At 67.1% G+C, this 23,427-nt stretch carries 20 protein-coding genes; 7 read left to right on the top strand and 13 right to left on the bottom strand.

Going from position 1 to position 23,427, the window contains the following annotated elements; all coding sequences use genetic code 11:
• Positions 1-83 precede the first annotated feature (83 nt).
• Positions 84-1,283, top strand: a complete 1,200-nt coding sequence (locus ACZ2G3_RS05210) for an acyl-CoA dehydrogenase (RefSeq protein WP_419267232.1) — start codon at positions 84-86, stop codon at positions 1,281-1,283.
• Entirely contained in the window at positions 1,283-2,440 is a 1,158-nt protein-coding gene (locus ACZ2G3_RS05205) for a CaiB/BaiF CoA transferase family protein (RefSeq protein ID WP_470398109.1), read from the top strand. The genes ACZ2G3_RS05210 and ACZ2G3_RS05205 overlap by 1 nt, the downstream gene beginning before the upstream one ends.
• Positions 2,441-2,443: 3 nt before the next feature.
• On the opposite strand, the gene ACZ2G3_RS05200 is transcribed toward ACZ2G3_RS05205, so the two are convergent.
• From ACZ2G3_RS05200 to bglB, 5 genes are all read right to left on the bottom strand, one after another.
• Positions 2,444-3,784, bottom strand: a complete 1,341-nt coding sequence (locus ACZ2G3_RS05200) for a glutamine synthetase family protein (protein ID WP_470398107.1) — start codon at positions 3,782-3,784, stop codon at positions 2,444-2,446.
• 67 nt (positions 3,785-3,851) lie between these two features.
• Positions 3,852-5,150: a TRAP transporter large permease gene (locus ACZ2G3_RS05195; protein ID WP_470398105.1), complete on the bottom strand. Its 1,299-nt coding sequence runs from the start codon at positions 5,148-5,150 to the stop codon at positions 3,852-3,854.
• 3 nt (positions 5,151-5,153) lie between these two features.
• Positions 5,154-5,666: a TRAP transporter small permease gene (locus ACZ2G3_RS05190; RefSeq protein WP_470398103.1), complete on the bottom strand. Its 513-nt coding sequence runs from the start codon at positions 5,664-5,666 to the stop codon at positions 5,154-5,156.
• On the bottom strand, positions 5,666-6,634 hold the full coding sequence (locus tag ACZ2G3_RS05185) for a TRAP transporter substrate-binding protein (RefSeq protein WP_470398101.1): 969 nt from the start codon (positions 6,632-6,634) through the stop codon (positions 5,666-5,668). Before ACZ2G3_RS05185 ends, ACZ2G3_RS05190 begins: the two co-directional genes overlap by 1 nt.
• A gap of 30 nt (positions 6,635-6,664) precedes the next feature.
• Positions 6,665-7,783, bottom strand: a complete 1,119-nt coding sequence (gene bglB, locus ACZ2G3_RS05180; protein WP_470398099.1) for a beta-galactosidase BglB — start codon at positions 7,781-7,783, stop codon at positions 6,665-6,667.
• Between the two features lie 199 nt (positions 7,784-7,982).
• Between bglB and kdgR the strand changes: the two genes are divergently transcribed.
• The gene (gene kdgR, locus ACZ2G3_RS05175; protein WP_419267225.1) at positions 7,983-8,765 is read left to right on the top strand and encodes a DNA-binding transcriptional regulator KdgR; all 783 of its coding nucleotides are present in this window, start codon (positions 7,983-7,985) and stop codon (positions 8,763-8,765) included.
• Here the strand turns inward: kdgR and ACZ2G3_RS05170 are convergent.
• From ACZ2G3_RS05170 to ACZ2G3_RS05140, 7 genes are read right to left on the bottom strand one after another with little or no spacing between them, the layout of a single operon-like run.
• Positions 8,756-10,120: an FGGY-family carbohydrate kinase gene (locus ACZ2G3_RS05170; protein WP_470398098.1), complete on the bottom strand. Its 1,365-nt coding sequence runs from the start codon at positions 10,118-10,120 to the stop codon at positions 8,756-8,758. The two genes, kdgR and ACZ2G3_RS05170, sit on opposite strands and share 10 nt — an antisense overlap.
• On the bottom strand, positions 10,117-10,431 hold the full coding sequence (gene rhaM, locus ACZ2G3_RS05165) for an L-rhamnose mutarotase (RefSeq protein WP_470398096.1): 315 nt from the start codon (positions 10,429-10,431) through the stop codon (positions 10,117-10,119). The genes ACZ2G3_RS05170 and rhaM overlap by 4 nt, the downstream gene beginning before the upstream one ends.
• Positions 10,431-11,420, bottom strand: a complete 990-nt coding sequence (locus tag ACZ2G3_RS05160) for an ABC transporter permease (RefSeq protein ID WP_470398095.1) — start codon at positions 11,418-11,420, stop codon at positions 10,431-10,433. Before ACZ2G3_RS05160 ends, rhaM begins: the two co-directional genes overlap by 1 nt.
• Positions 11,417-12,388 carry an ABC transporter permease gene (locus tag ACZ2G3_RS05155; RefSeq protein WP_470398093.1) on the bottom strand — a complete coding sequence of 324 codons (972 nt, stop codon included), beginning with the start codon at positions 12,386-12,388 and terminating at the stop codon, positions 11,417-11,419. Before ACZ2G3_RS05155 ends, ACZ2G3_RS05160 begins: the two co-directional genes overlap by 4 nt.
• On the bottom strand, positions 12,385-13,920 hold the full coding sequence (locus ACZ2G3_RS05150) for a sugar ABC transporter ATP-binding protein (protein ID WP_470398091.1): 1,536 nt from the start codon (positions 13,918-13,920) through the stop codon (positions 12,385-12,387). Before ACZ2G3_RS05150 ends, ACZ2G3_RS05155 begins: the two co-directional genes overlap by 4 nt.
• Positions 13,921-13,977: 57 nt before the next feature.
• Positions 13,978-14,970, bottom strand: coding sequence for a rhamnose ABC transporter substrate-binding protein (gene rhaS, locus ACZ2G3_RS05145; protein ID WP_470398089.1), 993 nt, complete (start codon positions 14,968-14,970; stop codon positions 13,978-13,980).
• A 27-nt stretch (positions 14,971-14,997) separates the two neighbouring features.
• Positions 14,998-15,807: a DeoR/GlpR family DNA-binding transcription regulator gene (locus ACZ2G3_RS05140; protein ID WP_470398087.1), complete on the bottom strand. Its 810-nt coding sequence runs from the start codon at positions 15,805-15,807 to the stop codon at positions 14,998-15,000.
• A 186-nt stretch (positions 15,808-15,993) separates the two neighbouring features.
• Between ACZ2G3_RS05140 and ACZ2G3_RS05135 the strand changes: the two genes are divergently transcribed.
• Both ACZ2G3_RS05135 and rhaI read left to right on the top strand, forming a co-directional pair.
• On the top strand, positions 15,994-18,096 hold the full coding sequence (locus ACZ2G3_RS05135) for a bifunctional rhamnulose-1-phosphate aldolase/short-chain dehydrogenase (RefSeq protein ID WP_470398085.1): 2,103 nt from the start codon (positions 15,994-15,996) through the stop codon (positions 18,094-18,096).
• Between the two features lie 3 nt (positions 18,097-18,099).
• Positions 18,100-19,374 (top strand): L-rhamnose catabolism isomerase, encoded by a 1,275-nt coding sequence (rhaI, locus tag ACZ2G3_RS05130; RefSeq protein WP_470398083.1) that lies wholly within the window; start codon positions 18,100-18,102, stop codon positions 19,372-19,374.
• 62 nt (positions 19,375-19,436) lie between these two features.
• Here the strand turns inward: rhaI and ACZ2G3_RS05125 are convergent, their stop codons facing one another.
• A complete protein-coding gene (locus tag ACZ2G3_RS05125) occupies positions 19,437-20,048 on the bottom strand; it encodes a response regulator transcription factor (protein WP_419267214.1) in 612 nt (203 codons plus the stop codon).
• Between the two features lie 244 nt (positions 20,049-20,292).
• Here ACZ2G3_RS05125 and ACZ2G3_RS05120 point away from each other — a divergent pair, with 244 nt between their 5' ends.
• On the top strand, positions 20,293-20,775 hold the full coding sequence (locus ACZ2G3_RS05120; RefSeq protein ID WP_419267213.1) for a putative pterin-binding protein: 483 nt from the start codon (positions 20,293-20,295) through the stop codon (positions 20,773-20,775).
• A gap of 50 nt (positions 20,776-20,825) precedes the next feature.
• Positions 20,826-23,381: a hybrid sensor histidine kinase/response regulator gene (locus tag ACZ2G3_RS05115; protein ID WP_470398081.1), complete on the top strand. Its 2,556-nt coding sequence runs from the start codon at positions 20,826-20,828 to the stop codon at positions 23,379-23,381.
• Positions 23,382-23,427 lie beyond the last annotated feature (46 nt).

Raw genomic sequence — 23,427 nt, 5'->3', positions numbered from 1 at the left:
CGATCATATCCGTTCCATCCCGCCGTCAAGTCGCTAGAACCTGTCGCGAGCGAATGATGATGGCCGCAGCGGAGGATCGGACAATGGCAGGACATTCCCACAAGGGCGAAAGCTTCAACTGGCAGGACCCCTTTCTGCTGGAGGACCAGCTGTCCGAGGACGAGCGCATGGTCCGCGACACCGCCGCGGCCTTCGCCAAGGACCGGCTGCTGCCGCGGGTCGAAAAGGCCTATCTGAATGAGGAGACCGACCCCGAGATCTTTCGCGAGATGGGCGCATCGGGCCTGCTGGGCGTGACCATCCCCGAGGAATATGGCGGGGTCGGCGCCTCCTATGTCTCCTATGGCCTGGTCGCGCGCGAGGTCGAGCGGGTGGACAGCGGCTATCGCTCGATGATGTCGGTCCAGTCCAGCCTGGTGATGTTCCCAATCCATGCCTATGGCTCGGAGGCGCAGAAGCGGAAATACCTGCCGAAACTTGCCAGCGGCGAATGGATCGGCTGCTTTGGCCTGACCGAGCCCGACGCGGGATCGGACCCCGGCGGCATGAAGACCCGCGCCACCCCGACCGAAGGGGGATACCGCCTGAACGGCGCCAAGATGTGGATCTCGAACAGCCCGATCGCGGATGTCTTCGTGGTCTGGGCCAAGTCCGAGGCGCATGGCGGCAAGGTGCGCGGCTTTGTCCTTGAAAAGGGCATGAAGGGTCTTTCGGCCCCCAAGATCGGCGGCAAGCTGAGCCTGCGCGCCTCCATCACCGGCGAGATCGTGATGGAGGATGTCGAGGTCGGCGAAGAGGCGCTGCTGCCCGGCATCGAGGGCATGGGCGGCCCCTTTGGCTGTCTGAACCGGGCCCGCTATGGCATCAGCTGGGGCGTCATGGGCGCGGCCGAGGATTGCTGGCTGCGCGCCCACCGCTATGGCATGGACCGCAAGCAGTTCAACCGCCCGCTGGCCGCGACCCAGCTGTACCAGAAGAAGCTGGCCGACATGCAGACCGAGATCGCCTTGGGCCTGCAGGCCAGCCTGCGCGTCGGCCGCCTGTTCGACGAGGGCCGCTTCGCCCCCGAGATGATCTCGCTGATCAAGCGCAACAACTGCGGCAAGGCCTTGGACATCGCGCGGATGGCCCGCGACATGCACGGCGGCAACGGCATCCAGATCGAATACCACGTGATGCGCCATTCCCAGAACCTGGAGACGGTGAACACCTACGAGGGCACCCATGACGTCCATGCCCTGATCCTGGGCCGCGCCCAGACCGGCCTGCAAGCGTTCGGCTGATGTCGGACGCGCCGCTGAGGGGCCTGAAGGTCGTCGAACTGGCGCGGATCCTGGCCGGTCCCTGGATCGGCCAGACCCTGGCCGACCTGGGGGCCGAGGTCATCAAGGTCGAGGCGCCGGGCGGCGACGACACGCGCAGCTGGGGGCCCCCCTTCATCGACCGGCCGCGCACGGATGGCGGGACGGAACGGGTGGCCGCCTATTTCCACGCGGCCAACCGCGGCAAGACCTCGGTCACCTGCGACTTTGCCGATGCGGAGGACCTGGCGCGGCTGAAGGCGCTGATCGCCGGGGCCGATGTCGTGATCGAGAACTTCAAGGTCGGGGGGCTGGCCCGGTTCGGCCTGGACTATGCCAGCCTGTCCCAGGGCAATCCGGGGCTGGTCTATGCCTCGGTCACGGGCTTTGGGCAGGACGGTCCGCGGGCGCAGCAGCCAGGCTACGACTTCATGATCCAGGGCCTGTGCGGGATCATGGACCTGACGGGCGAACCGGACGGCCAGCCGCAAAAGATCGGCGTCGCCTGGATCGATATCCTGACCGGGCTTTACGGCGTGATCGGCATCCAGGCCGCCCTGGCAGAACGGGGGCGGTCCGGCCTTGGCCAGCATCTGGACCTGTCGCTGATGGATTGCGGCGTGGCGGCCCTGGCCAACCAGGCGACGAACCACCTGCTGGGCGGGCTGGTGCCGTCGCGCCTGGGGAATGCGCATCCGAACATCGTCCCCTATCAGGTGTTTCCGGCCGCGGACGGGCATGTCGTGATCGCCTGCGGCAACGACCGGCAGTTCGCGGCGCTGTGCCGGGCGCTGGACTTGGCAGATCTGGCGGGGCAGCCGGATTTCGTGACCAACGGCGCCCGCGTGGCCCATCGCGATCGGCTGGTGGCACTGATGGAAGCCGCGACGCGCCAGCGGTCCCGCGCCGCGCTGATCGAGGCGCTGACCGCCGCCGGCGTCCCCTGCGGCCCGATCAACCAGGTGCACGAGGCGCTGGCCGACCCGCAGACTGTCGCGCGTGAGCTGGTGATCGCACCTGAGGGCATCGCGGGCCTGCGCACGCCGCTGCGGTTTTCGCGCAGCCCGCTGGCGCTGGACCGGGCCAGCCCCCTGCTGGGCGACGGCCGCTGGCAGTTCGGCGACATGCCCCGGGCGTGACCGCTAGAGCGTGCCGTAAAGCTGCCATTCGATATCGGTGACGTGATCGGCCAGGCGCGCGACCTCGTGCTGCTTGATGGCCGCATAGGCCGTGTGCAGGGCGGGGCCGAGGATGCGCCGCATGCTGGCGGAACCCGCAAAGGCCTGGACTGCCTGCGACCAGTCGCGCGGCAGAGGCGGCGCGCCCTCGGTCGAGGATGCGGGACCCGGATCGGCCCGCGCCTCAATCCCGTCCAACGCGCTGCCCAGCACGCAGGCCGCGACGAGGTAGGGGTTGGCATCCACCCCCGCCACGCGGTGTTCGAAATGGCGTGCGGCCCCATCGCCGCCCGGGATGCGCAGGGCCACGTTCCGGTCGTCCAGGCCCCAGCTGTTGCAGGCCGGCGAATAGATCGCCCCCGACAGGCGGCGCCAGGAATTCAGCGTCGGCCCCAGCACCAGCATGCTGTCGGCCATCGCCGCGCGGACCCCGCCGATGGCGTTCAGCATCAGGGGCGACAGGTCCCCCTGTGGGCCATCGGCAAAGAGGTTCGCCCCGCCCCGTGGATCGGTCAGGGACAGGTGCAGGTGCATCCCCGACCCAGACCGGCCGCCGAAGGGCTTGGCCATGAAACAGGCCCGCATGCCAAAGCGACGGGCCGTGCTGCGCAGGATCTGGCGGACCAGCACGATGTCGTCGGCGGCGCGCGCCAGGTCGCGATAGCGGAGCGTCAGCTCGAACTGGCCCGGCGCGTATTCCGAGATCAGCGTTTCCAGTGGCAGGTCGAAGCTGGCGGCGGCGGCATAGACGGCATCGAAACAGGGCGACATCTCGTCCAGCTCATCCACCGACATGCAGTTGGTGCCGGACAGGCGCCGCCCCCCAAGCGGCGCCCGCGCCATGCCGCCCTTCTCGTCCAGCAGGTAGAATTCCAGTTCCAGCGCCCCCATCGGCTGATAGCCGGCCGCGCGGGCACGCGCGATCTGGGCCATCATCGCGCCGCGCGGGTCATGGGGCACCGGGCCGCCCTGGCGGTCGAACATCTGCAGCAGCACCAGCCCGCGCCCATTCGGCTGCCGGCCCAGGGTGCCCGGCACCGGCCAGCAGAGGCTGTCGCCGCCGCCATCGCTCTGGGTGTCCAGCGCGGCGGGCACGTCGTTCCCCTCGACATCCTGCGCGAAGAGCGAGGCCGGCATGCCGCGCCCGGCCCGGAACAGCGACGCCAGCTCATGCCGTCGGATCATCTTGCCGCGGCCGATCCCGTGCAGGTCCGACAGCAGGATGTCGATCGCCTCGACCTCCGGATGCGCGTCCAGAAAGCCCTGCGCCTCGTCCGTCAGCGCCCCCGTGGGTGCAGTCACCATCGCGTTCCCTCCTGCGGCATCGGCCACAGGTTTCCACGTTGCGGCGCCGGGCTCAAGCCGGGGCGAGTTACAGCCCGAACTGGCGCGGCAGCCACATGGTCAGCGCGGGGACATAGGTCACCAGCAGCAGTACCGCCAGCAGCAGCAGGTAGAAGGGCCCGAGCGCCCGTACCGCCGTTTCCACCCGCACCCGCGCCACGCCCGCGCCGACGAACAGGCCCGTTCCCACCGGCGGGGTGATCGTGCCGATGGCCAGGTTGAAGATCATGATGACGCCGAAATGCACCGGGTCATAGCCGACCTTCTGCGCGATGGGCAGCAGGATCGGGGTGAAGATCAGGATCGCCGGCCCCATGTCCATGAAGCAGCCCACGACCAGCAGGACGATGTTGATGATCAGCATGACCAGGATCGGGTCGTCGGAAATGGCCAGGATCAGCGCCGTGACCGCCGCCGGAATGCCGGTGAAGGCCATCGCAAAGCTGAGCGCGGCCGAAGCCGCCAGAAGCAGCATGATCGTTCCGGTCATCTGCACCGTCTCCATCAGGAAACCGGGCAGCGCGCGCAGCGGCACGGTGCGGTGGATGACGAAGGCCAGCAGCATCGTGTAGATGACGGCGATGCCCGAGGCCTCGACCGCGGTGACGATGCCCAGCATGATGCCGCCAATGATGAAGACGATCAGCATCAGGCTGGGCACCGCGCGGCCGATGACGCGGACCGCGTCCCGCATCCCGATCCGGCCGGCCACCGGCCAGCCGGATCGGTGGGCGATGACGCCGGTCAGGATCATCATCCCAAGCCCCCACATCAGGCCCGCCATCGCGCCCGCCATGAACAGTGCCGCGATCGAGGCCCCCCCGGCCACCAGCGAATAGATGATGAAGGCGGTCGAGGGCGGGATCAGCATGCCGGTGGGCGCGCTGGCGATGTTCACCGCCGCCGCGAAGCCGGGGTCATAGCCCTCGCGTTTCTGCATGGGCACCATCACGCCGCCGATCGAGGTCGAGGCCGCGATGGCCGAGCCCGAAATCGCGCCGAACAGCATGTTGCCCGCGATGTTGGTCTGGGCCAGCGATCCGGGAATGCGGCCCGCGATCAGCTTGGCGAAATCCACCAGCCTGACCGCGATGCCGCCCGAATTCATGATGACGCCCGACAGGATGAAGAACGGCACCGCCAGAAGCGAAAAGCTGTCCAGGCTGGCCAGCATTTTTTGCGCCGAGGTGAACAGCGCCATGTCGAAGGGCACGACCAGCAGCACCGCCGCAATGGCCGCCGCCGTGATCGACAGCGCCAAGGGAATGCCCAAGGCCGTCAGGACACCGAAGACCGAGATCAGGATCAGGCTGGCGGGACCGGCCATGGTTCATTCCCCCATCAGTTCGGCCTGCCGGTCCGGATCGGCGTGATGCGTGCGCCCGCGCATCAGGTCGGCCAGGTTCAGCAGGCTGTAGAGGATCATCAGCCCGCCGCTGACCGGCAGCGACAGATAGACCCAGCTCATCGGGATGCGCATGACCGCGCTGGTCTGGCGGGCGGCGATGTTGACGCCCTTCATGCCGCCCCAGACCAGGACGACGCCCGCGAAAACCACAAATGCCAGCGCCACCAGCGCATCGAGGCGCAGCCGCGCGCGGCCGGCCAACCGGTCGCGCAGCATGTCCACGCTCATGTGGCTGCCGCGGCCAGTGGCAAAGGCCGCCCCCAGCATCGACATCCAGATCACGCCATAGCGCAGGATCTCCTCGGTCATCGAGGAGGGCGCGTTCAGGGCATAGCGGCTGATGACCTGCCAGGCCAGGACCGCCACCAGCGCCAGCAGAAGGCTGCAGCACAGGGCGCCCAGGACCAGGTCCAGCCCGCGCCGCAGCCTGTCCATCACTGGGCCCCGGCGCCGCGGATGGCCGCGACGACCTCGGCCGTCTCGCCCTGCAGTTCGTCATACATCGGCTGGACAGCCTCGCGGAAAGGCGCGTTGTCGACCTGGTGGAAGGTCACGCCGAACTGTTCGGCCGATTCCTGGGCCGCCGCCTCGACGGCCGCGTCCCAGACCGACTTGTGGAACTCGGTCGATTCTTTCGCGGCCTCGGTCACGGCGCTGCGCTGCTCCTGGGTCAGGCGATCCATCGCGGCGGTGCCGATCAGCAGGATGTCGGGGATGCGGCTGTGGCCGTCCTCGCTGTAATGCTTGGCGACCTCGGCATGGCGGGCGATGGTCAGGGCGAACTCGTTGTTCTCGGCCCCGTCCAGGACGCCCTGCTGCAGCGAGGTATAGACCTCGGCCTGGCCCATGGCGACGGGCGTGGCGCCCAGCAGCTCGGTCATGCGGATCGCGGTCGGGCTTTGCAGCACGCGGATCTTGAGGCCCTTCAGGTCCTCGACCGTCTCCACGGGCTTGTTCACGGTGTAGAAGTTCCGCGCACCCGAGTTGTAATAGGTCAGCCCCAGAAAGCCCAGGTCGCGGGTCGAGTCATAGATCGGCTGCATGATGGCCGCGTCGTCCATCACCCGATAGAAATGGTCCTGGTCGTCGAACAGGTAGGGCATCGGAAAGACGCCATAGACCGGCGCGAAACTCTCCAGCAACCCGCCCGACACCTTGGTCATGTCCAGCGCGCCGCCCTGCACCATCTCGACCATCTCGCGTTCGCCGCCCAGCTGGCCGTCGGGAAAGAACTGGACGGTCACCTCGCCGCCGGTCTTTTCCTCGACCAGTTCGGCGAACTTCTGCATCGCCTCGACCGTGGGGGTCGCGTTCTGGGCATAGCCAAAACGCAGCGTCTCGGCCTGGGCCGCGCCCGAGGCCAGGATCAGCGCCAGGGCCGTCATCGTCGTCATGCGGGTCATCATGTCTCCTCCTCCAAGGACAATGGCGCGTCAGATATAGCCGCGCAGGTATTCGGCCAGCGCCAGCATCGCCATCGCCTGCCCGTAGGGCATCGAGGTCTGCTTGATCTGGCGGTAGTAATCGAGGTCGCTGCCCATCGCGGTGCCGAATGACACGTTCTGCAGCTCGCCTGTCGGGCTGATGTTGTCGATCACGGCGCGGATCGCGCGTTCGGCCACGGGGGCGTAGTCGGCGGGCAGGTAACGGCGGCGCACGCCCTTCAAGAGGCCATAGGCGAAACCCGCCGCGGCCGAGGTCTCCAGATAGCTGTCCCTGTCGTCCAGCAGCGTGTGCCACAACCCGCTCTCGTCCTGCGTGTCGCGCAGCGCAGCGGCCTGCCGGTTGAACAGCGACAGCAGGTGACGACGGGTCGGGTCGCCCTCGGGCAGGTTCAAGAGTTCAACGAACTCGGGGATCACGATGGTGATCCAGCTGTTGCCCCGCGCCCAGAGCGCGCGGGCAAAGTTGTGGTCGCCGTCAAAGGTCCAGCCGTGGAACCACAGGCCCGACTGCGTGTCGGCCAGGTACTGCGCGTGCAGCAGGAACTGGTATTTCGCCTCTTCGACATAATGCGGGCGGTCCAGCACCAGGCCGATCTTGGCCAGCGGCATCACCGACATCATCAGCGTGTCGTCCCACAGCTGCTGGTCGTTCACGCTGTTGTAGACGATGTGCTGCAGGCCCCCTTCGCGGGTGCGCGGCATCTCGTGCATGACCCATTCGGCCCAAGTGTCCAGATAGGGCAGCCACATCGGGTTGCGGTCGCGTTCGTAAAGATGCGCCAGCGTCAGGAAAGGCGCGACGGTGTTGATGTTCTTGGTCGGCGTGCCTTCGGCCAGGCGGGCGTCGAACCAGTCGCGGATGATGCCCATCGCCTTGTCGCTGCCGGTCAGCTGCCAGTATTGCAGCAGGCCGTAAAGACCGATGCCATGGGTCCATTCCCAGCCCGCCCAGCCCTTGGTGTCGATCACGCGCCCGTCTTCCAGCCGCAGCAGGAACTCTTCGGTCTCGTCGGTGATGTTCACCAGGTTGTCGGCCAGGCGCTCGATCAGCCCCGAGACCTCGCCGCGCGAGATGAAGCGCTCCCTTTGCCGCAAAAGCGGATGCATGATCGTCCCCCTGCTCATTCCGGAATGTCGTTCCGGAATTGAAGGAACCACAGTCCGTTTCGGAAATCAAGCCCCTCCAACAAACGTGTGGAACGAAAGGAGCGGTTGGCAATGCCTTGATTTGCAGAGCACTGGGCAGCACTTGACAGAAGCTTACAAAATTTCCAGAATGTAGTTCCGAAAAATAATGAACGACGCCATGACCCAGAAACCGCAGAAGACCGAAAATGCCGCTGCCGTACTGAAGGTGTTCGCGGTGCTCGAATCATTGGCCGAGGAACGCCGCGCCAGCCTGGCCGACATCGCGCAGCGGGCGATGACATCAAAAACCACGGCGCATCGCCTGCTGCAGACGATGGTCGACCTGGGTTATGTCGAACAGGAGGCCGACAGCGAGAAATACGGCCTGACGCTGAAGCTGTTCGGGCTGGGGGCGCGCATCCTGCGCGGCCAGCAGGACCTGCTGCGGGCCTGCGACCGCGAGATGGGCAAGCTGTCGCGCGCCACGGGGGAATCGATCAACCTGGGCGTCATGGACGATTTCGACCAGCGCGTGGCCTATATCCACAAATACGACAGCGCCTATAACCTGTCGATGCAATCCACCCTGGGCAAGCGCAACCCGTTGCACTCGACCTCGCTTGGCAAGGCGCTGCTGGCCTTTCGCGACGATGACGAGATCCGCGAGCGGATCGCCGCGATGGAGTTGAAGAAGCTGGCCCCGCGCACGATCACCGACCCGGGCCTGCTGTTCGACGAGCTGATGCAGACCCGCGCGCGCGGCTATTCCGAAGAGATCGAGGAAAGCGAGACGGGCGTACGCTGCATGGCGGCGCCGGTGCTGGACCATGCGGGCAAGTCGGTCGCGGCGATCAGCATCGCCTTTCCGCTGGTCCGTTTCGACGAGACCCGCAAATCCGAATATGTGCGCCTGCTGACGGAGGCGGGACAGGCCGCCTCGGCGGCGCTCGGCTACAGCTGACACCCGACCCTCGCGCGCCAGTCGGCGGCATAGGTCCGCAGCGCCTCGGCATGGGCCGGCATCGGCCAGGCCTGCGTCGCGGGTGCCCTGCCCCGCGGCAGGCACAGGAGCGCCGCCCCGACCGAGGTTCCGGTGGCCGAGGCCGCGGTTTCCACGCCCCCTGTGCGCAGCGCGGCCAGCATGTCCAGGAAATCCGGGTTGCGGGCAAAGGGACCCTCGATGACCGTGGGCCCCCGGGCGGCGATCAGGTCCAGGCAGGTGGCGGTCATCAGCGCCAGGTACCAGGACAGCGCCACCATGCGCGGACCTTCGTCCCGGGGTTCGTTGATCCACTGCATCCGGCGGCTGCGAAAGGGGCCGGACCCGGGTTCGACCGCAGGCAGGATCATCATGCCCCGGTCCAGCACCATCGCGCGGTCCGCAGGGTCCGGCTGCGCTGTGCTGCCCCCGCGGATGATCTCGAACTCGCGCCCGCCCATGAAACGCGCCGAAGGCACCGGTTGCCCAAGCGCGTTCACGTTCACCAGCACGTCGCGGGCCGGGTCCAGCGCCGCCGTCCCGCCGCCGATCGCCATGGCCACGACCCAGGTCCCGGTCGAGACGACCGCAAAGGGCGCGGGGCGTCCCAGCACATGCGGATAGAGCGAGGCATTGCTGTCATGGATGCCGACCGCCACCGGCGTTCCCGCCCGGATGCCGGTCCGCGCCGCGACCATGGGCGCAAGTCCGCCCAGAACCTCGTTCGCGCGGCGCGCAGGCGCGATCTTTCCCCCTAGGTCCAGCCGATCGACCAAATCAGAAAAACGCCCCTGCCACGGGTCCCACAGGTCGGTGTGGCAGCCAAGCGAGGTCACGTCGCTGGCCAGTTCGCCGGTCAGCCGCCAGCCCCAGTATTGCGGATAGGTCACCACATGCGCCACCCGCCGCTGCAGATCAGGCCGGGTGTGAAACAGCCAGTGCAGCTGCGCGCCCAGGTTCAGGCCCGCCGGCAGCCGGGGTGAGCCGGTCCGGGCGAAATCCGGGCGCAGCCGGTCGTAATCTGCGGCCAGCGCATCGGGGCCGGGATGTTCGTAATCCAGCATCGGGACGGCCACCCGGCCCCCCGCGTCCAGCAGCACCGCCGCCGCGCCATGCGTCGTGACCGAGATCGCATCGACGCCGTGTTCGGCCTGCATCACCGCCAGCCCGTCTAGGAAGAACTGCCAATGCCCCTCCAGGTCCACATGCGGCCAGGGCGGGCCGGGCAGCGGGCGGTTGGGGCGGGTCAGGACGGCGATTTCGGCCAGCGTGCCGCCGTCGACCAGGGCCAGCTTGGCATTGGTCTTGCCGATATCGATGACAGCGATGCGGGTCATGGCAGGTGGAACATCGGGACCAGCGGCACCGCGACCGGTTCGCCATCGGGATGGGTCGCCATGATATCGGCCATATGCGCCCACCAGCGGCGCATCACCGGATGATTGGGCAGGTCATCCATGCCGTGATCGTCGCGCCGCCACAACACGCCGAAAAGCGCGTCCGTCTGCGGGTCCAGGTGGATCGAATAGTCCTGAACGCCCGCATCCTTCAGCAGCGCGACCAGTTCGGGCCAGATCCGGTCATGGCGGCGGCGGTATTCCTCGGCCATGCCGGGGTTCAGCATCATCCGGAAGGCGTATTTCTGCATCATCTCCTCCGCAGCAGGACCAGCAGGCGCGGGACCGCGATGACCGCGATCAGCAGCGCGCCCACGACGATCGACATGACGATCCCCGGCACGTTCATCAGCCCCAGGCCAAAGGTCACCAGCCCCATGACCAGCGCCGCAAGAACGACGCCCAGGATGCTGCCCGACCCGCCCAGGATGCTGACCCCGCCCAGGACGACGATGGTCACGACCTCCAGCTCGAACCCCGAGGCGATGGAGGGCCGGGTCGAGCCGAGGCGCGAGGTCAGGCAGATCGCGGCGATGCCGCTCATGACCCCGGTCAGCAGGAACAGGATGAAGCGGACGCGGTCCACGCGGATGCCGGAAAACCGCGCGGCGGTGGCGTTGTTGCCGATCGCATAAATGGTGCGGCCAAAGCTGGTCCAGTGCAGCAGGATCCCGAAGACCAGCGCCGACAGGACAAAGATCACCAGCTCGACCGTGATCACCCAGAAGACATAGCCCTGCCCGAACCAGGCAAAGCTGGCCGGATAGCCGGTGAAGGCGCCGTCCCCCAGCACGATGTAGCTGATCCCGCGAAAGAGGCTCATGGTGCCGATGGTGACCACGATCGAGGGCAGGCCAAAGCGCGCGACCATCAGCCCGTTGAAGGCCCCGCAGGCCAGGCCCGTGCCCAGGCCCAGCAGCACCAGCACCGGCGTCGGCGCCCCGGCCGCCATCGCCACGCCCATCACGGTCGAGGCCAGCGCGATGATCGCGCCCACGGAGAGGTCGATTTCGCCGGCCACGATCAGCATGGCCATGGCAAAGGCGATCATCGCCTTTTCGGTGAAGTTGAAGCTGGCGTCCGACAGGTTCCAGGGGTCGAGGAAATAGGGCGAGGCCATCGCATTCAGCACAAAGATCGCGATGGCCACGACCAGCAGCAGCGCCTCCCAGCTTTTCAGGGCGCGGGCGGCCGGGCCGGTCAGGCGGTCGGGGATCTGGCGGGCTGTGGGGGTGGTCATATCCGCACCTCGGCGCGTTTCAGGATGATCCGGCCGGGTTCGCGCCGGCTCATGGCGTTAAAGGCGATGGCCAGCAGGATCGCGGCCCCCGAGATCGCCATCTGCCAGAAGGGAGAGATCCCGACGACCGGCAGGGCGTTCTTGATGATGCCCAGGAACAGCGCCCCCAGCACGGCGCCCGCGACGCTGCCCGAACCGCCGGCGATGGCGATGCCGCCGATCACGCAGGCGGCGACCACGTCCAGTTCGAACCCGCTGGCGATGTCGACATAGGCCACCGCATAGCGCGCGACCCACAGATAGCCGGTCAGCCCGGCCAGCGCCCCCGACAGCACAAAGGCCGCGAACTGCGTCCGCCCGACCGAGATGCCGGCATAGACCGCCGCGTGGGGGTTGCCGCCGACCGCCAGGAAGGCGCGCCCCAGGGGCGTGCGCGTCATAAGCAGCCCGACCAGTGCCACGGCCAGGACCGCGATCCAGGCCATGACCGGCAGGCCCAGGATCACCTGGCGGGGAAAGGCCTTGAAGCCCGCGCCCATCTGGTGGGCGTTCACCCAGGCCCCGTCCGTCATCAGGAAGATCGAGCCGCGATAGATCGTCATCGTGCCAAGCGTCACCACGATCGAGGGGATGCCCAGCGCCCAGACCAGCAGCCCGTTGAAGGCACCAAGGGCGGCGCCAAGCACGATCACCGCCAGCAGGATCAGCGGCAGCGGCACGCCCGCGCCGTTCATCAGCGCGGCGACCATGCCGCAGAGCGCCAGGTTCGCGGCCACCGACAGGTCGATGCATTTCGTCAGGATCACCGCCATCTGGCCCAGCGCCAGCAGGATCAGCGGCGAGGTGTCCGTGAACACCCGCGCCAGGTTGGCGGGGGCGACAAAGGCCGGAAAGCGGCTGGCGATCAGCGCCAGCAACGCCAGGATCGCCAGCGCCAGGATCGCCTCGCGCGATTTGAGCAGGGTCATGCGGCCTCTCCTTCGCGCTGGCGGTCCAGCCCCACGGCGGCGCGGACCAGGTTTTCGGGCGTCATGGCGGCGCCGGTGAATTCGGCCGCCAGGCGGCCCTCGCGCATGACGATGACGCGGTCGGACATGCCCAGCACCTCCGGGATCTCGCTGCTGACCATGATGACGGCCAGGCCTTCGGCGGCCAGTTCCGACATGAAGTCATGGACGGCGGCCTTGGACCCGATGTCGATGCCCTTGGTCGGCTCGTCCAGGATGATGACGCGGGGTTTGGTGGCCAGCCACTTGGCGATGACCACCTTCTGCTGGTTGCCGCCCGACAGCAGGGCGATGTCCTGGTCCAGGCTGGCGGCGCGCAGGTCCAGCCGCTGCGTATAGTCGCGGGCCAGGGCAAACTCCTCGGCCAGCCGCAGGAACCCTGCCCGACTGGTCCGCGCCAGCGAGGGCAGCGTGACATTCTGGAAGATCGGCAGCCCCTTCACCGCGCCTTGGCGGCCGCGATCCTCGGGGACATAGACGATGCCCGCCTCCACCGCCTGCGCGGTCGTGCGGATGACGCGCACCTGCCCCTCGATCCGGCAGGCGCCCTTCGACGGTTGCGTGATGCCGAACAGCGCCTGCATCACCTCTGACCGGCCGGCGCCGACCAGGCCGTAAAAGCCCAGGATCTCGCCGGCATGGAGGGTGAAGGTGATGTCCTCGAACTCGGTCGGGTGGCAATAGCCCGCGACCGTCAGCAGGGGCGCGCCGATCCGGGCGGGGCGCTTGGGATAGATCTGGTCGACCGAACGGCCGACCATCAGGTTGACCAGCTGGGCTTCCGTGACGTCGGCCATCATCCCCTCGCTCACGAACTGCCCGTCGCGGAACACCGTCCAGCGGTCGGCGATGCGGAAGATCTCGTCGAACTTGTGGCTGATGAACAGGATCGCCTTGCCCTGTGCCTTCAGCGTCTCGACCAGGTCGTAAAGCTCGGCGATCTCCTTGTGGGACAGCGCGGCCGTCGGCTCGTCCATGATGACCACGCGCGCGTCGATGGAGAGGGCGCGGGCGATGGCGACCAGATGGCGGCTGGCGATGCCCAGGTCGCGCAGCCGCACCGACGGGTCCAGGTCGGACCCGATCGAGCGCAGGATGTCGCCCGCCCGGTCACGCATCGCCCGCCGGTCGATCAGCCCAAGCCGGGTGCGCGGCGCGTGGCCGATGAAGATGTTTTCGGCCACGGTCAGCTCGTCGAACAGCACCGTTTCCTGGTGGATGGCGGTGACCCCTGCCCGGCCCGCCGCCTGTGCGGTCGGAAATGTGACGGGGCGGCCGTCCACGCGGATCTGGCCCTCGTCGGGCTGATAGATGCCCGTCAGCAGCTTGACGATGGTGGACTTGCCGGCGCCGTTCTCGCCGATCAGCGCGGTCACCTGGCCCGCATGCAGCTGCAGCCGCACGCCGTCCAGGGCGCGCACGCCGGGAAATGTCTTGACGATGCCGTCAAGCGACAGCACGGGGCCGGCCGCGGCCGGGGGATCAGCCTGCATGGGAAATGTCCTGCTGGAAAGGCCCCGGCACATGGCGCGCCGGGGCAGGTTCGGCGATCAGAAGATCGAGCTGAACTCGTCGATGTTGCTGCTGTCATAGACGAAGGGGTCGGCCATGGCGGCCTCGTTGTTCTCGTCCAGGGTGATCTCGCCCATGCGGCCGATGGGGATGGTGGCGCCCGGCTCGGCCGTGGCCTCGTCCTTGGCCAGGTGATAGGCGATCATCGTGGCCGAATAGCCCAGGTCGATCGGGTTCCAGATCGCAAAGCTTTTCGATGCGCCGGACTTCACGTGGCCGGCCATTTCGGATGGCAGCCCCAGCCCCGTCACGTTGACCTCGCCGATCTTGCCCGCATCGGTGACCGCCTGTGCGGCCGCGACGATGCCCACGCTGGTCGGCGCGATGATCGCCTTGAGGTCCGGGTGGCTCTGCATCAGGCCCTGCGCCTCGCGATAGGACTTGTCCGCCAGGTCGTCGCCATAAACCGTCGCGACCACGTTCACGTTCGGATAATTGCCCGCGACCTTGTTCATCTCCTCGATCCAGGTGTTCTGGTTCGTGGAGGTCGTGGTCGCCGACAGCACCGCCACGTCGCCGCCCTCGGGCAGCTGGTCGGCCGCCAGCTTGATGATCATGTTGCCGATCAGCGGGGCCGAGGACGGGTTCAGGTGCATCTCGCGCCCCTCGGGGGCCACGCCGCTGTCCCAGCTGATGACGGTGATGCCGCGATCCATCGCGCGCTTCAGCGTCGGCGCCAGCGCGTCGGTGTCGTTCGCGCTGACGGCGATGGCGTCCACGCGCTGCGCGATCAGGCTGTTCAGCACCTCGATCTGGCCTTCGGCGGTGGTGTCGGTGGGGCCGGTATAGATGATCTCGACGTCGCCCAGCTCGGCCGCGGCCTCCTCGGCGCCCTTGTTGGCCGCCTCGAAGAAGCCGATCCCCAAGGCCTTGACCACCAGCGCGATGCGGGTCGTCTCGGCCTGGGCCGCACCCGCCATCAGCACCGATGCGATGGCGGCGGTGGTCAGTGCCTTTCTCAGAATGCTCATGTGATCCTCCCTATGAGCGGTACCGCGTCACTCCTCCTGAACGCGGCTCTTGCGGTCGGCCGCGGCCACGGGGGCCACGATCAGCCGGACTTCGGCCGCTTCCAGCATCTGGGCGGCACGATCCTCGATCCCGTCATCGGTGACGACGGCATGGATGCGGTTCAGCGGGCACAGCAGCAGGCTGGACCGCTGGCGGAACTTGGAACTGTCGGCCAGCACGATCAGCTGGTCCGCCTGGCCGATCAGCTTCTGTTCGGCCTGCACCAGCAGCGGGTCGCCCTCCATCAGGCCCAGGGGCCCCAGGCCCCGGCAGCCCATGAACATGCGGCGCGCGTGGAAATGCCGGCTGCCATCCTCGTCAAAGGGCGACAGGATGATGTTCTGCTCGCGATAGATCGCGCCGGCCGGCACCAGAACGGTGTTCTTGGACTGCTTCAGCAGGTGTTCGGCGATGGGAAAGCTGTTGGTAAAGACCTGCAGCCGCTTGGTCGTCAGCGGATGGACCATCTGGAAGGTCGTCGTGCCGCCGTTGATGATGATCGCGTCGCCATCCTCGCACAGGTCGACCGCCGCCTGCGCGATGGCACGTTTCTGCGCGATGTTGATCACCTGGTTGACGGCAAAGGGGCGCGCGTTGATGCCCACGAATTGCGGCGGCGCGATGGCCTCGGCCCCGCCCCGGATGCGGCGCAGCTTCTTGGCGACATGCAGCTGGGCGATGTCGCGCCTGACCGTCGCCTCGGAGGCGCCGGTCAGGGCGCACAGGTCCGACACGCTGACCACGGGACGTTCCTGCACGGCAGACAGGATGATGCGATGTCGTTCCGTCTCCAGCATGGTCCCCTCCGATGTTGCGCTCAGTTTCCATCATAAACGCGCAGTGTCAATCATTTTCGCGCGCAGAAACTGTTTCTGCACCTGCATAATGATCGGTTATGATTGAAACTGATTGACTTTGAGCCGAATGCCGCGCTATCCGCATCCTGACGGCGCGGCGTCCTGCCGCCAGGATGGGAGGATACCATGACCGCCACTCTTGCCCCCGAACGGCTGCAGAACCTGTGGGACGACGCGCAGGCCGCGTCGATGAGCGAATCCGAAAAGCTGCTCTATCGCTCGAACCTGCTGGGATCGGACAAGCGCGTCACCAATTACGGCGGCGGCAACACCTCGGCCAAGGTGATGGAGACCGATCCGCTGACCGGCGAACAGGTCGAGGTGCTGTGGGTCAAGGGCTCGGGCGGCGACATCGGGTCGATGAAGATGGACGGCTTCTCGACCCTCTACATGGACAAGCTGCGGGCGCTGAAGGGCAAGTATCGCGGCGTCACCCACGAAGACGAGATGGTGGGCTATCTGCCCCACTGCACCTTTGCGCTGAACCCGCGCGCGGCCAGCATCGACACGCCGCTGCACGCCTATGTGCCCCGCAAGCATGTCGATCACGTCCATTCCGACGCGATCATCGCCATCGCGGCATCCACCAATTCGCGCGAACTGACGGCCGAGATCTTTGGCAGCGACATCGGCTGGCTGCCGTGGAAAAAGCCCGGCTATGAGTTGGGGCTGTGGCTGGAAAAGCTGGCGACCGAGAACCCGCAGATGCGCGGAGCGGTTCTGGAAAGCCACGGGTTGTTCACCTGGGCCGACGACGCCAAGGACTGCTACCTGACGACGCTGGAGATCATCAACAAGGCTGCGGCCTGGCTGGAGGAGCGGACCGCCGGCCGGCCCGCCTTTGGCGGTGCCAAGGTGCCCACGCTGGACGCACCGCAGCGCCGCGACATCGCTGCCCGCCTGATGCCGGTCATCCGCGGGCTGATCTCCAAGGACCGCCACAAGGTCGGGCATTTCGACGACCAGCCCACCGTGCTGGAGTTCGTCGGCTCCAACGCGCTGGAGACGCTGGCGCCGATGGGGACATCCTGTCCCGACCATTTCCTGCGCACCAAGATCCGCCCGCTGGTCGTCGACTTCGACCCGGCGAACCCCGATCTTGATGCCACCATTGCCGGGCTGGGCAATGCCGTCGCCGCCTATCGTGACGATTACGCCGCCTATTACGATCGCTGCAGAAAGCCTGACAGCCCGGCCCTGCGCGATCCGAATGCGGTTGTTTACCTGGTTCCGGGCGTCGGCATGCTGACATTCGCGCTGGACAAGGCCACGGCCCGCGTCTCGGCCGAGTTCTACGTGAACGCGATCAACGTGATGCGCGGCGCCAGCGCCGTCAGCACCTATCAGGGCCTGCCCGAGCAGGAGGCCTTTGACATCGAATACTGGCTGCTGGAGGAAGCCAAGCTGCAGCGCATGCCGAAACCCAAATCGCTGGCGGGCCGCGTGGCTCTGGTCACCGGCGGCGCGGGCGGCATCGGCGCGGCCACGGCGGAACGGTTCCTGCGCGAGGGCGCCTGCGTCATGCTGGCCGACATCGACGCGAATGCCCTACAGACCGCCCATGAAGGACTGGCGGGCAGCTTTGGCCGCGACGTCGTGCGTAGCGTGCAGATGAACGTGACGGATGAGACCCAGGTCGCCCGTGCCTATGCCGAGATGGCGGTCGAGTTCGGCGGCATCGACATCCTGGTGTCGAATGCGGGCATCGCCTCGTCCGCGCCCATCGAGCAAACTTCGCTGGCACTTTGGAACAAGAACATGGACATCCTGTCCACGGGTTATTTCCTGGTCTCGCGCGAGGCGTTCAAGACCTTCCGGGCGCAGGACATCGGCGGTTCTTTGATCTTCGTGGCCTCCAAGAACGGCCTGGCCGCCAGCCCGAATGCCAGTGCCTATTGCACCGCCAAGGCGGCCGAGATCCATCTGGCCCGCTGCCTGGCGCTGGAAGGGGCCGAAGGCGGCATCCGCGTCAATGTGGTGAACCCCGACGCCGTCCTGCGCGGATCGCGCATCTGGGAGGGCGAGTGGCTGGACCAGCGCGCCAGCACCTATGGCACCGACAAGGAGGGGCTGGAGGAGATGTACCGCAACCGCTCGATGCTGAAGCGGTCCGTCCTGCCCGAGGATATCGCCGAGGGCGCGTATTTCTTCGCCAGCGACCTGTCGGCCAAGTCGACCGGCAACATCCTGAACGTGGACGCGGGCAACGTCCAGGCCTTCACGAGGTAAGCCATGATCGACCAAAGCATCATCGAGGCGCAGAACGACGCCTGCCGGGCCGACCTGACGGCCGATTACGACGCGCTTGGGGGCCGGCTGGCACGACGCGGCGTCGAGATCGAGGCGCTGACCGCCCGCGCCATGTCCTTTGGCGTCGCGGTTCCCAGCTGGGGCACCGGCACCGGCGGCACCCGCTTTGCCCGCTTTCCGGGCGCGGGCGAGCCGCGCGGCATCATGGACAAGCTGGATGATTGCGGCGTCATCCACCAGCTGACCGGTGCGACGCCACGCGTCAGCCTGCACATCCCCTGGGACAAGGCGGACCCGGCGCTGCTCTGCGAAAAGGCCCAGGAGGTCGGGCTGGGCTTTGACGCCATGAACTCGAACACGTTCCAGGACCAGCCGGACCAAGCGCACAGCTATAAATACGGCTCGCTGTCGCACACCGATGCCGCGACGCGCCGGCAGGCCGTCGAGCACAACCTGGAATGCATCGAGATCGGCCAGGCCATCGGGTCACGCGCGCTGACGGTCTGGATCGGGGACGGGTCGAACTTTCCGGGCCAGACGTCGCTGTCGCGCCAGTTCGACCGCTATCTGGAGGCGATGAAGCAGGTCTATGCCGGGTTGCCCGACCACTGGCGGATCTTTTCCGAACACAAGATCTATGAGCCGGCCTTCTATTCGACCGTGGTGCAGGACTGGGGCACCAGCCTGATGACCGCGCAGGAGCTGGGCCCCAAGGCGCAGTGCCTGGTGGACCTGGGTCACCACGCGCCGAACGTCAACATCGAGATGATCGTCGCGCGCCTGGTCCGGGCGGGAAAGCTGGGCGGGTTCCACTTCAACGACAGCAAATATGGCGACGACGACCTGGACGCCGGCACGATCGACCCGTTCCGCCTGTTCCTGGTCTTCAACGAGCTGGTCGAGCTGGAGGACAGGCCGGGCCTGGACCTGTCCCACATGATCGACCAGAGCCACAACATCACCGACCCGATCGAAAGCCTGATGATCTCGGCCGTGGAGATCCAGCGCGCGTTTGTGCAGGCGTCGTTGGTCGACCGCGCGGCGCTGGAAGGATTCAGGCAGGACAACGACGCGCTGATGGCGGCCGCGACTCTGCGCGCGGCCTTCCGGACCGATGTGGAGCCGATCCTGCAGATGGCGCGGCTGCGCGCGGATGCAGCGGTCGATCCCGTGGCGGCCTTCCGCGCTTCCGGCTATCGCGCCCGCGTGGCGGCCGAACGGCCGAAATCGGTGGGTGGCGGCGGCGGGATCGTCTGAACCGCACCTGCGCAAATCCTGCGCGACCAGGGGGCGCCTGCGAAGGCGGCGCCCCTTCCGTCTCAGCTGATCAGCCGCCTGTCCCGGGCGATCATCGCAGCCTGGGTGCGGTTGCGCGCGTCCAGCTTGCGGCACAGCGTCTTGACGTGCAGCTTGATCGTCACCTCCTGCAGGCCCAGTTCGCGGGCGATGTCCTTGTTGGACCGCCCCTCGGTCAGGCCGCGCAGAACCTGCGTCTCGCGCAGGGTCAGGTCACCCACCGGCTTGGGTCCCGCCTGGTCCAGAAAGCCGTAGGGCACGAAGACGTCGCCCCCCGCGATGAAGCTGATGGCCGAGGCCAGCGACCGCGCGCCCATCGTCTTGGGCAAAAACCCCCGCGCCCCCGCCTCGATCGCCTCGCGCGCGACCGTCGCCGAGGCGGTGCCCGACAGGATCGCGACCGGCTTTCCGGCCATCAACTTGCGGATCCGCGTCAGCCCGGCCAGACCGTCCATGCCCGGCATGTCGTAATCCAGAAGCACCAGATCGAACCCGTCCGGACCGGCCTTGGAAATCGCGGCCTCGGCCTCGGGAACGTCGCCGACCTCGGTGATGTCCCCGACATTCTGGCTGGTGAGAAACATCACGAGGGTCTCCCGGATCAGGTCATGATCATCTGCGATCAGGATTTTCACGGGGCACCTCTTTCGTGTAATTCATTGGCGAAGAAATTGGATATCATGATCACAAGATTTCGTGATACTGCAAAAGCAGCGTAAAACCATCCCATCCTGTTCAAAAATTCCGTCCAGGACCGGCCTTAGGATGTCTCGACTATACTTTCGGGTAAAGGTGAATACGAACGAAATGATGCGCTTGGGCTGCACATATGACAGATTTCAGTTCCGGACTGCCCAACCCCGTGCCACAGGATCGCGCATGACACGCCCAGCCCTTATCGCAGCCTTCGCCGTCATGACGGCCGGTTTCGCCGCCACGGCCCTGCCCGCCGCCAGCGAGGAGCCGATCCTGACGGTCGAGGGACCCCAGGGAACCGCCAGCTATGACCTGGAGGCGCTGAAGGAGATGGAGGCCGTGACCTTCACCACCAGCACGATCTGGACCGACGGACCGCATGAATATACTGGGGTTCCGCTGCGGGACCTGCTGGAACATGCCGGGATCACCGAAGGCAGCGTGCAGGCGACCGCCATCAACGACTATGCCGTCGAGATCCCGCTGGACGAGGTCACCGAGCACCACCCGATCGTCGCCTATCACATGGATGGCGAACCGATGTCGATCCGCGAAAAGGGGCCGCTGTGGGTCATCTATCCCTTTGACAGCGACGCGGCGCTGCGGGCCGAGGTGATCTATTCGCGCAGCATCTGGCAGCTGGCCCGGATCGCGCCTGCCCCCTGACCCCACCCCCTCCATGAAGGCGCGCCGGCCTGGCGTGCCGAAGGCCTCGAATGCGTCAAAGATTTGGCCTGACCCTAGCCGGCTTCATCCTGATCGTCGCGGCCTGTGCCGGCACGGTCTGGATGATCAGTGCCGATGCACGACGCCAGATCGAGAAGCTGGCCAGCGCCAATCTGGAAAGCGTCCAATGGGCACTGGCGCAGTCCGAGGTGGAACTGCTGACGATGCTGGACATCCTCGGCGACATCCAGCAGACCCCGCCCCCGGACCAGGCCGCCAAGCTGCAGCAGTTTCGGCTGAGGTTCGACGTCTTCTATTCCCGCAACCGCACGCTGAACATCGGCAAGGTTTTCGAACATGTGCGCCTGAACGGCGGCGTCGAGACGGCCTTGGCCGAGATCAACGATTTCCTGGCCTATGCGGTGCCGCTGGTCGACGGCTCCGATGCGCAGCTGATCGCCGCCCTGCCCGACCTCAGCACGCGGGCCAGGGCGCTGCGCCCCGCCGTCCGCGAGATCTCGCTGGAGGGGGTGCGGACCAACTCGCTGCATTCCGACCAGCAGCGGGGACAGGTCGCCTCGGCGCTGGAGGACCTGGCGCTGCTGGTGGCGGCGTTGTTCCTGTCGCTGGTGGCGGTGGTGCTGGCGCTGGCCTTCATGGCGCGCAACGCGCGGGACCAGGCAAAAAGCATCGCGGTGACCCATGACCGCCTGCGCGCCGTGATCGCCACATCCATCGACGCCATCGTCGTGGCCGATGCCCACGGCCGCATCATCGACTTCAACGACGTGGCCGTGCGCATCTATGGCTATTCTCTGGAAGAGGCGCTTGGCGCGGACATGGTGTCCCTGATCGTGCCCGAGCCGCTGCGCGACGAGGTCCGGACTCAGGTCGAGGCGATGCTGGACGGCACCGGGTGGGTCGACCTGTCCGAGAACCCCAGGCCGGCCGAGGCGATGGCCATGCGCAAGTCCGGCGAGGTCTTTCCGATCGAGGTGTCGGTGGCGCGGGCGGAAAGCGAGACGGGGCCCGTCATGGTCTGCTTTGTCCGCGACATCTCGCGACGTGTCGCGAACGAGGCCGAGCTGATCCGCGCCCGCGACCGCGCCCTGGCCGGAGAGCAGGCCAAGGCCGACATGCTGGCCGTCATGAGCCACGAGATGCGCACCCCGCTGAACGGGCTGATGGGCACGCTGGACCTGCTGATGACGACCGACCTCGACGACCGCCAGCGCCGCTATGCGCAGGTGATGGCGCAGTCGGGGCAGCTGCTGCTGCGGCACGTGAACAACGTCCTCGACATCTCGCGCGCGGATGCGGGCGTGATCGAGCTGGTCTGGCGGCCCTTCGACCCCCGGCAGCTGGTCTCGCAGATCCTGGACGGGCTGCAGGCGCAGGCGCAGCAGCGCGGCAATGTCCTGTCGCTGGCGATGATCGGCGACAACCGCCGCCCGCTGCTGGGCGATACGGTCCGGCTGACGCAGATCCTGATGAACCTGGTCGGCAACGCGATCAAGTTCACCGAAGGAGGGCATATCCTGGTCGAGATCGACCGGAGCGTGGGTGCGGGCCATGTGGAGTTCCGCGTCACCGATACCGGTATCGGCATCGCGACCGAGGACCAGCAGCGCATCTTCGACGAGTTCGTGACGCTCGACCCCTCGTTCCAGCGCGAGGTCGAGGGCACGGGCTTGGGCCTGGGCATCGTGCGCCGCCTGGCCGGGCTGATGGGGGGATGGGTGACGGTGGACAGCCAGCCGGGCGAGGGCTCTTGCTTTACCGTGCGCCTGCCCCTGCCCGAGCAGGCCGCGGAGCCCCAGGCGCCGGCCGCGCCCGAAGCCCCGGCGCCCGCGGCCCCGGCGCAGCTGGAGGTCCTGGTGGTCGAGGACAACCAGATCAACCGCATGGTGGTCGGAGAGATGCTGGCCTCGCGCAACTGCCGCGTGGTCGAGGCCTGCGACGGCCATGAGGGCGTGATCGAGGCGGGCCGCCAGCGCTTTGACCTGATCCTGATGGATATCAGCATGCCGCGCATGGACGGGGTGACGGCCGCGCGGGCGATCCGGCGCGAGGGTCCGAACACCGACACGCCCATCATCGCGCTGACGGCCCATGCCCTTCCGGCGGACCAGGCGAATTTCGCCCAGGCCGGCATGGAGGCCACGCTGACCAAGCCGCTGTCCTTCAAGGCGCTGGACGACATCCTCAGGCGCTTCACCAACAAGGCCGACGCCGCCACCCCGCCCCCCGCCAAGCCCCGCACGGCGCCGGACCGCAGGGAGGCCGCCCGCGCCCATCTGGCGGAGAGTATCGGACCCGAACGCGCCGCGCAGGTCGTGGACCGCATCCTGGCCGAGCTTGACGACGGGCTGGCGCGGCTGCGGGACATGATCCAGGACCCTGCCCTGAACGAGGATGTCGCCCGCCTGGCCCACCGGATGGCGGGATCGGTGGCGCTAATCGGGTTTGACGACATCCGCGAAAGCCTGAACCGGATGGAGACGACGGCGCGTGGCGCGCAATCGCCTGATCGCGCCGGGTTGGCCGCTCATCTGGCGGAACTGGAGGCGATGGCACCGGCCAGTAGCCCGGAGGTTCACCCCTAGAACTGGTCGCGGCAACCAAGTCCGTGACCGGCATTTCATCCCGTCG

The sequence above is a fragment of the Paracoccus sp. KKT209 genome, from assembly GCF_055635455.1.
Note: the sequence above shows the minus strand (reverse complement) of the source record. Positions and strands in the feature narration are given on the sequence as shown.

What these genes read in the sequence shown, in the direction of transcription:
- ACZ2G3_RS05200 (WP_470398107.1), bottom strand. Translation starts at nt 3,784, where the DNA reads ATGGTGACTGCACCCACGGGGGCGCTGACGGACGAGGCGCAGGGCTTT.
- ACZ2G3_RS05195 (WP_470398105.1), bottom strand. Translation starts at nt 5,150, where the DNA reads ATGGCCGGTCCCGCCAGCCTGATCCTGATCTCGGTCTTCGGTGTCCTG.
- ACZ2G3_RS05170 (WP_470398098.1), bottom strand. Translation starts at nt 10,120, where the DNA reads ATGACCCGCATCGCTGTCATCGATATCGGCAAGACCAATGCCAAGCTG.
- kdgR (WP_419267225.1), top strand. Translation starts at nt 7,983, where the DNA reads ATGACCCAGAAACCGCAGAAGACCGAAAATGCCGCTGCCGTACTGAAG.
- ACZ2G3_RS05185 (WP_470398101.1), bottom strand. Translation starts at nt 6,634, where the DNA reads ATGACCCGCATGACGACGATGACGGCCCTGGCGCTGATCCTGGCCTCG.
- rhaM (WP_470398096.1), bottom strand. Translation starts at nt 10,431, where the DNA reads ATGCAGAAATACGCCTTCCGGATGATGCTGAACCCCGGCATGGCCGAG.
- ACZ2G3_RS05210 (WP_419267232.1), top strand. Translation starts at nt 84, where the DNA reads ATGGCAGGACATTCCCACAAGGGCGAAAGCTTCAACTGGCAGGACCCC.
- ACZ2G3_RS05150 (WP_470398091.1), bottom strand. Translation starts at nt 13,920, where the DNA reads ATGCAGGCTGATCCCCCGGCCGCGGCCGGCCCCGTGCTGTCGCTTGAC.
- ACZ2G3_RS05190 (WP_470398103.1), bottom strand. Translation starts at nt 5,666, where the DNA reads ATGGACAGGCTGCGGCGCGGGCTGGACCTGGTCCTGGGCGCCCTGTGC.
- ACZ2G3_RS05155 (WP_470398093.1), bottom strand. Translation starts at nt 12,388, where the DNA reads ATGACCCTGCTCAAATCGCGCGAGGCGATCCTGGCGCTGGCGATCCTG.
- rhaI (WP_470398083.1), top strand. Translation starts at nt 18,100, where the DNA reads ATGATCGACCAAAGCATCATCGAGGCGCAGAACGACGCCTGCCGGGCC.
- ACZ2G3_RS05205 (WP_470398109.1), top strand. Translation starts at nt 1,283, where the DNA reads ATGTCGGACGCGCCGCTGAGGGGCCTGAAGGTCGTCGAACTGGCGCGG.
- ACZ2G3_RS05160 (WP_470398095.1), bottom strand. Translation starts at nt 11,420, where the DNA reads ATGACCACCCCCACAGCCCGCCAGATCCCCGACCGCCTGACCGGCCCG.
- ACZ2G3_RS05115 (WP_470398081.1), top strand. Translation starts at nt 20,826, where the DNA reads ATGCGTCAAAGATTTGGCCTGACCCTAGCCGGCTTCATCCTGATCGTC.
- ACZ2G3_RS05120 (WP_419267213.1), top strand. Translation starts at nt 20,293, where the DNA reads ATGACACGCCCAGCCCTTATCGCAGCCTTCGCCGTCATGACGGCCGGT.
- rhaS (WP_470398089.1), bottom strand. Translation starts at nt 14,970, where the DNA reads ATGAGCATTCTGAGAAAGGCACTGACCACCGCCGCCATCGCATCGGTG.
- ACZ2G3_RS05135 (WP_470398085.1), top strand. Translation starts at nt 15,994, where the DNA reads ATGACCGCCACTCTTGCCCCCGAACGGCTGCAGAACCTGTGGGACGAC.
- bglB (WP_470398099.1), bottom strand. Translation starts at nt 7,783, where the DNA reads ATGCATCCGCTTTTGCGGCAAAGGGAGCGCTTCATCTCGCGCGGCGAG.
- ACZ2G3_RS05140 (WP_470398087.1), bottom strand. Translation starts at nt 15,807, where the DNA reads ATGCTGGAGACGGAACGACATCGCATCATCCTGTCTGCCGTGCAGGAA.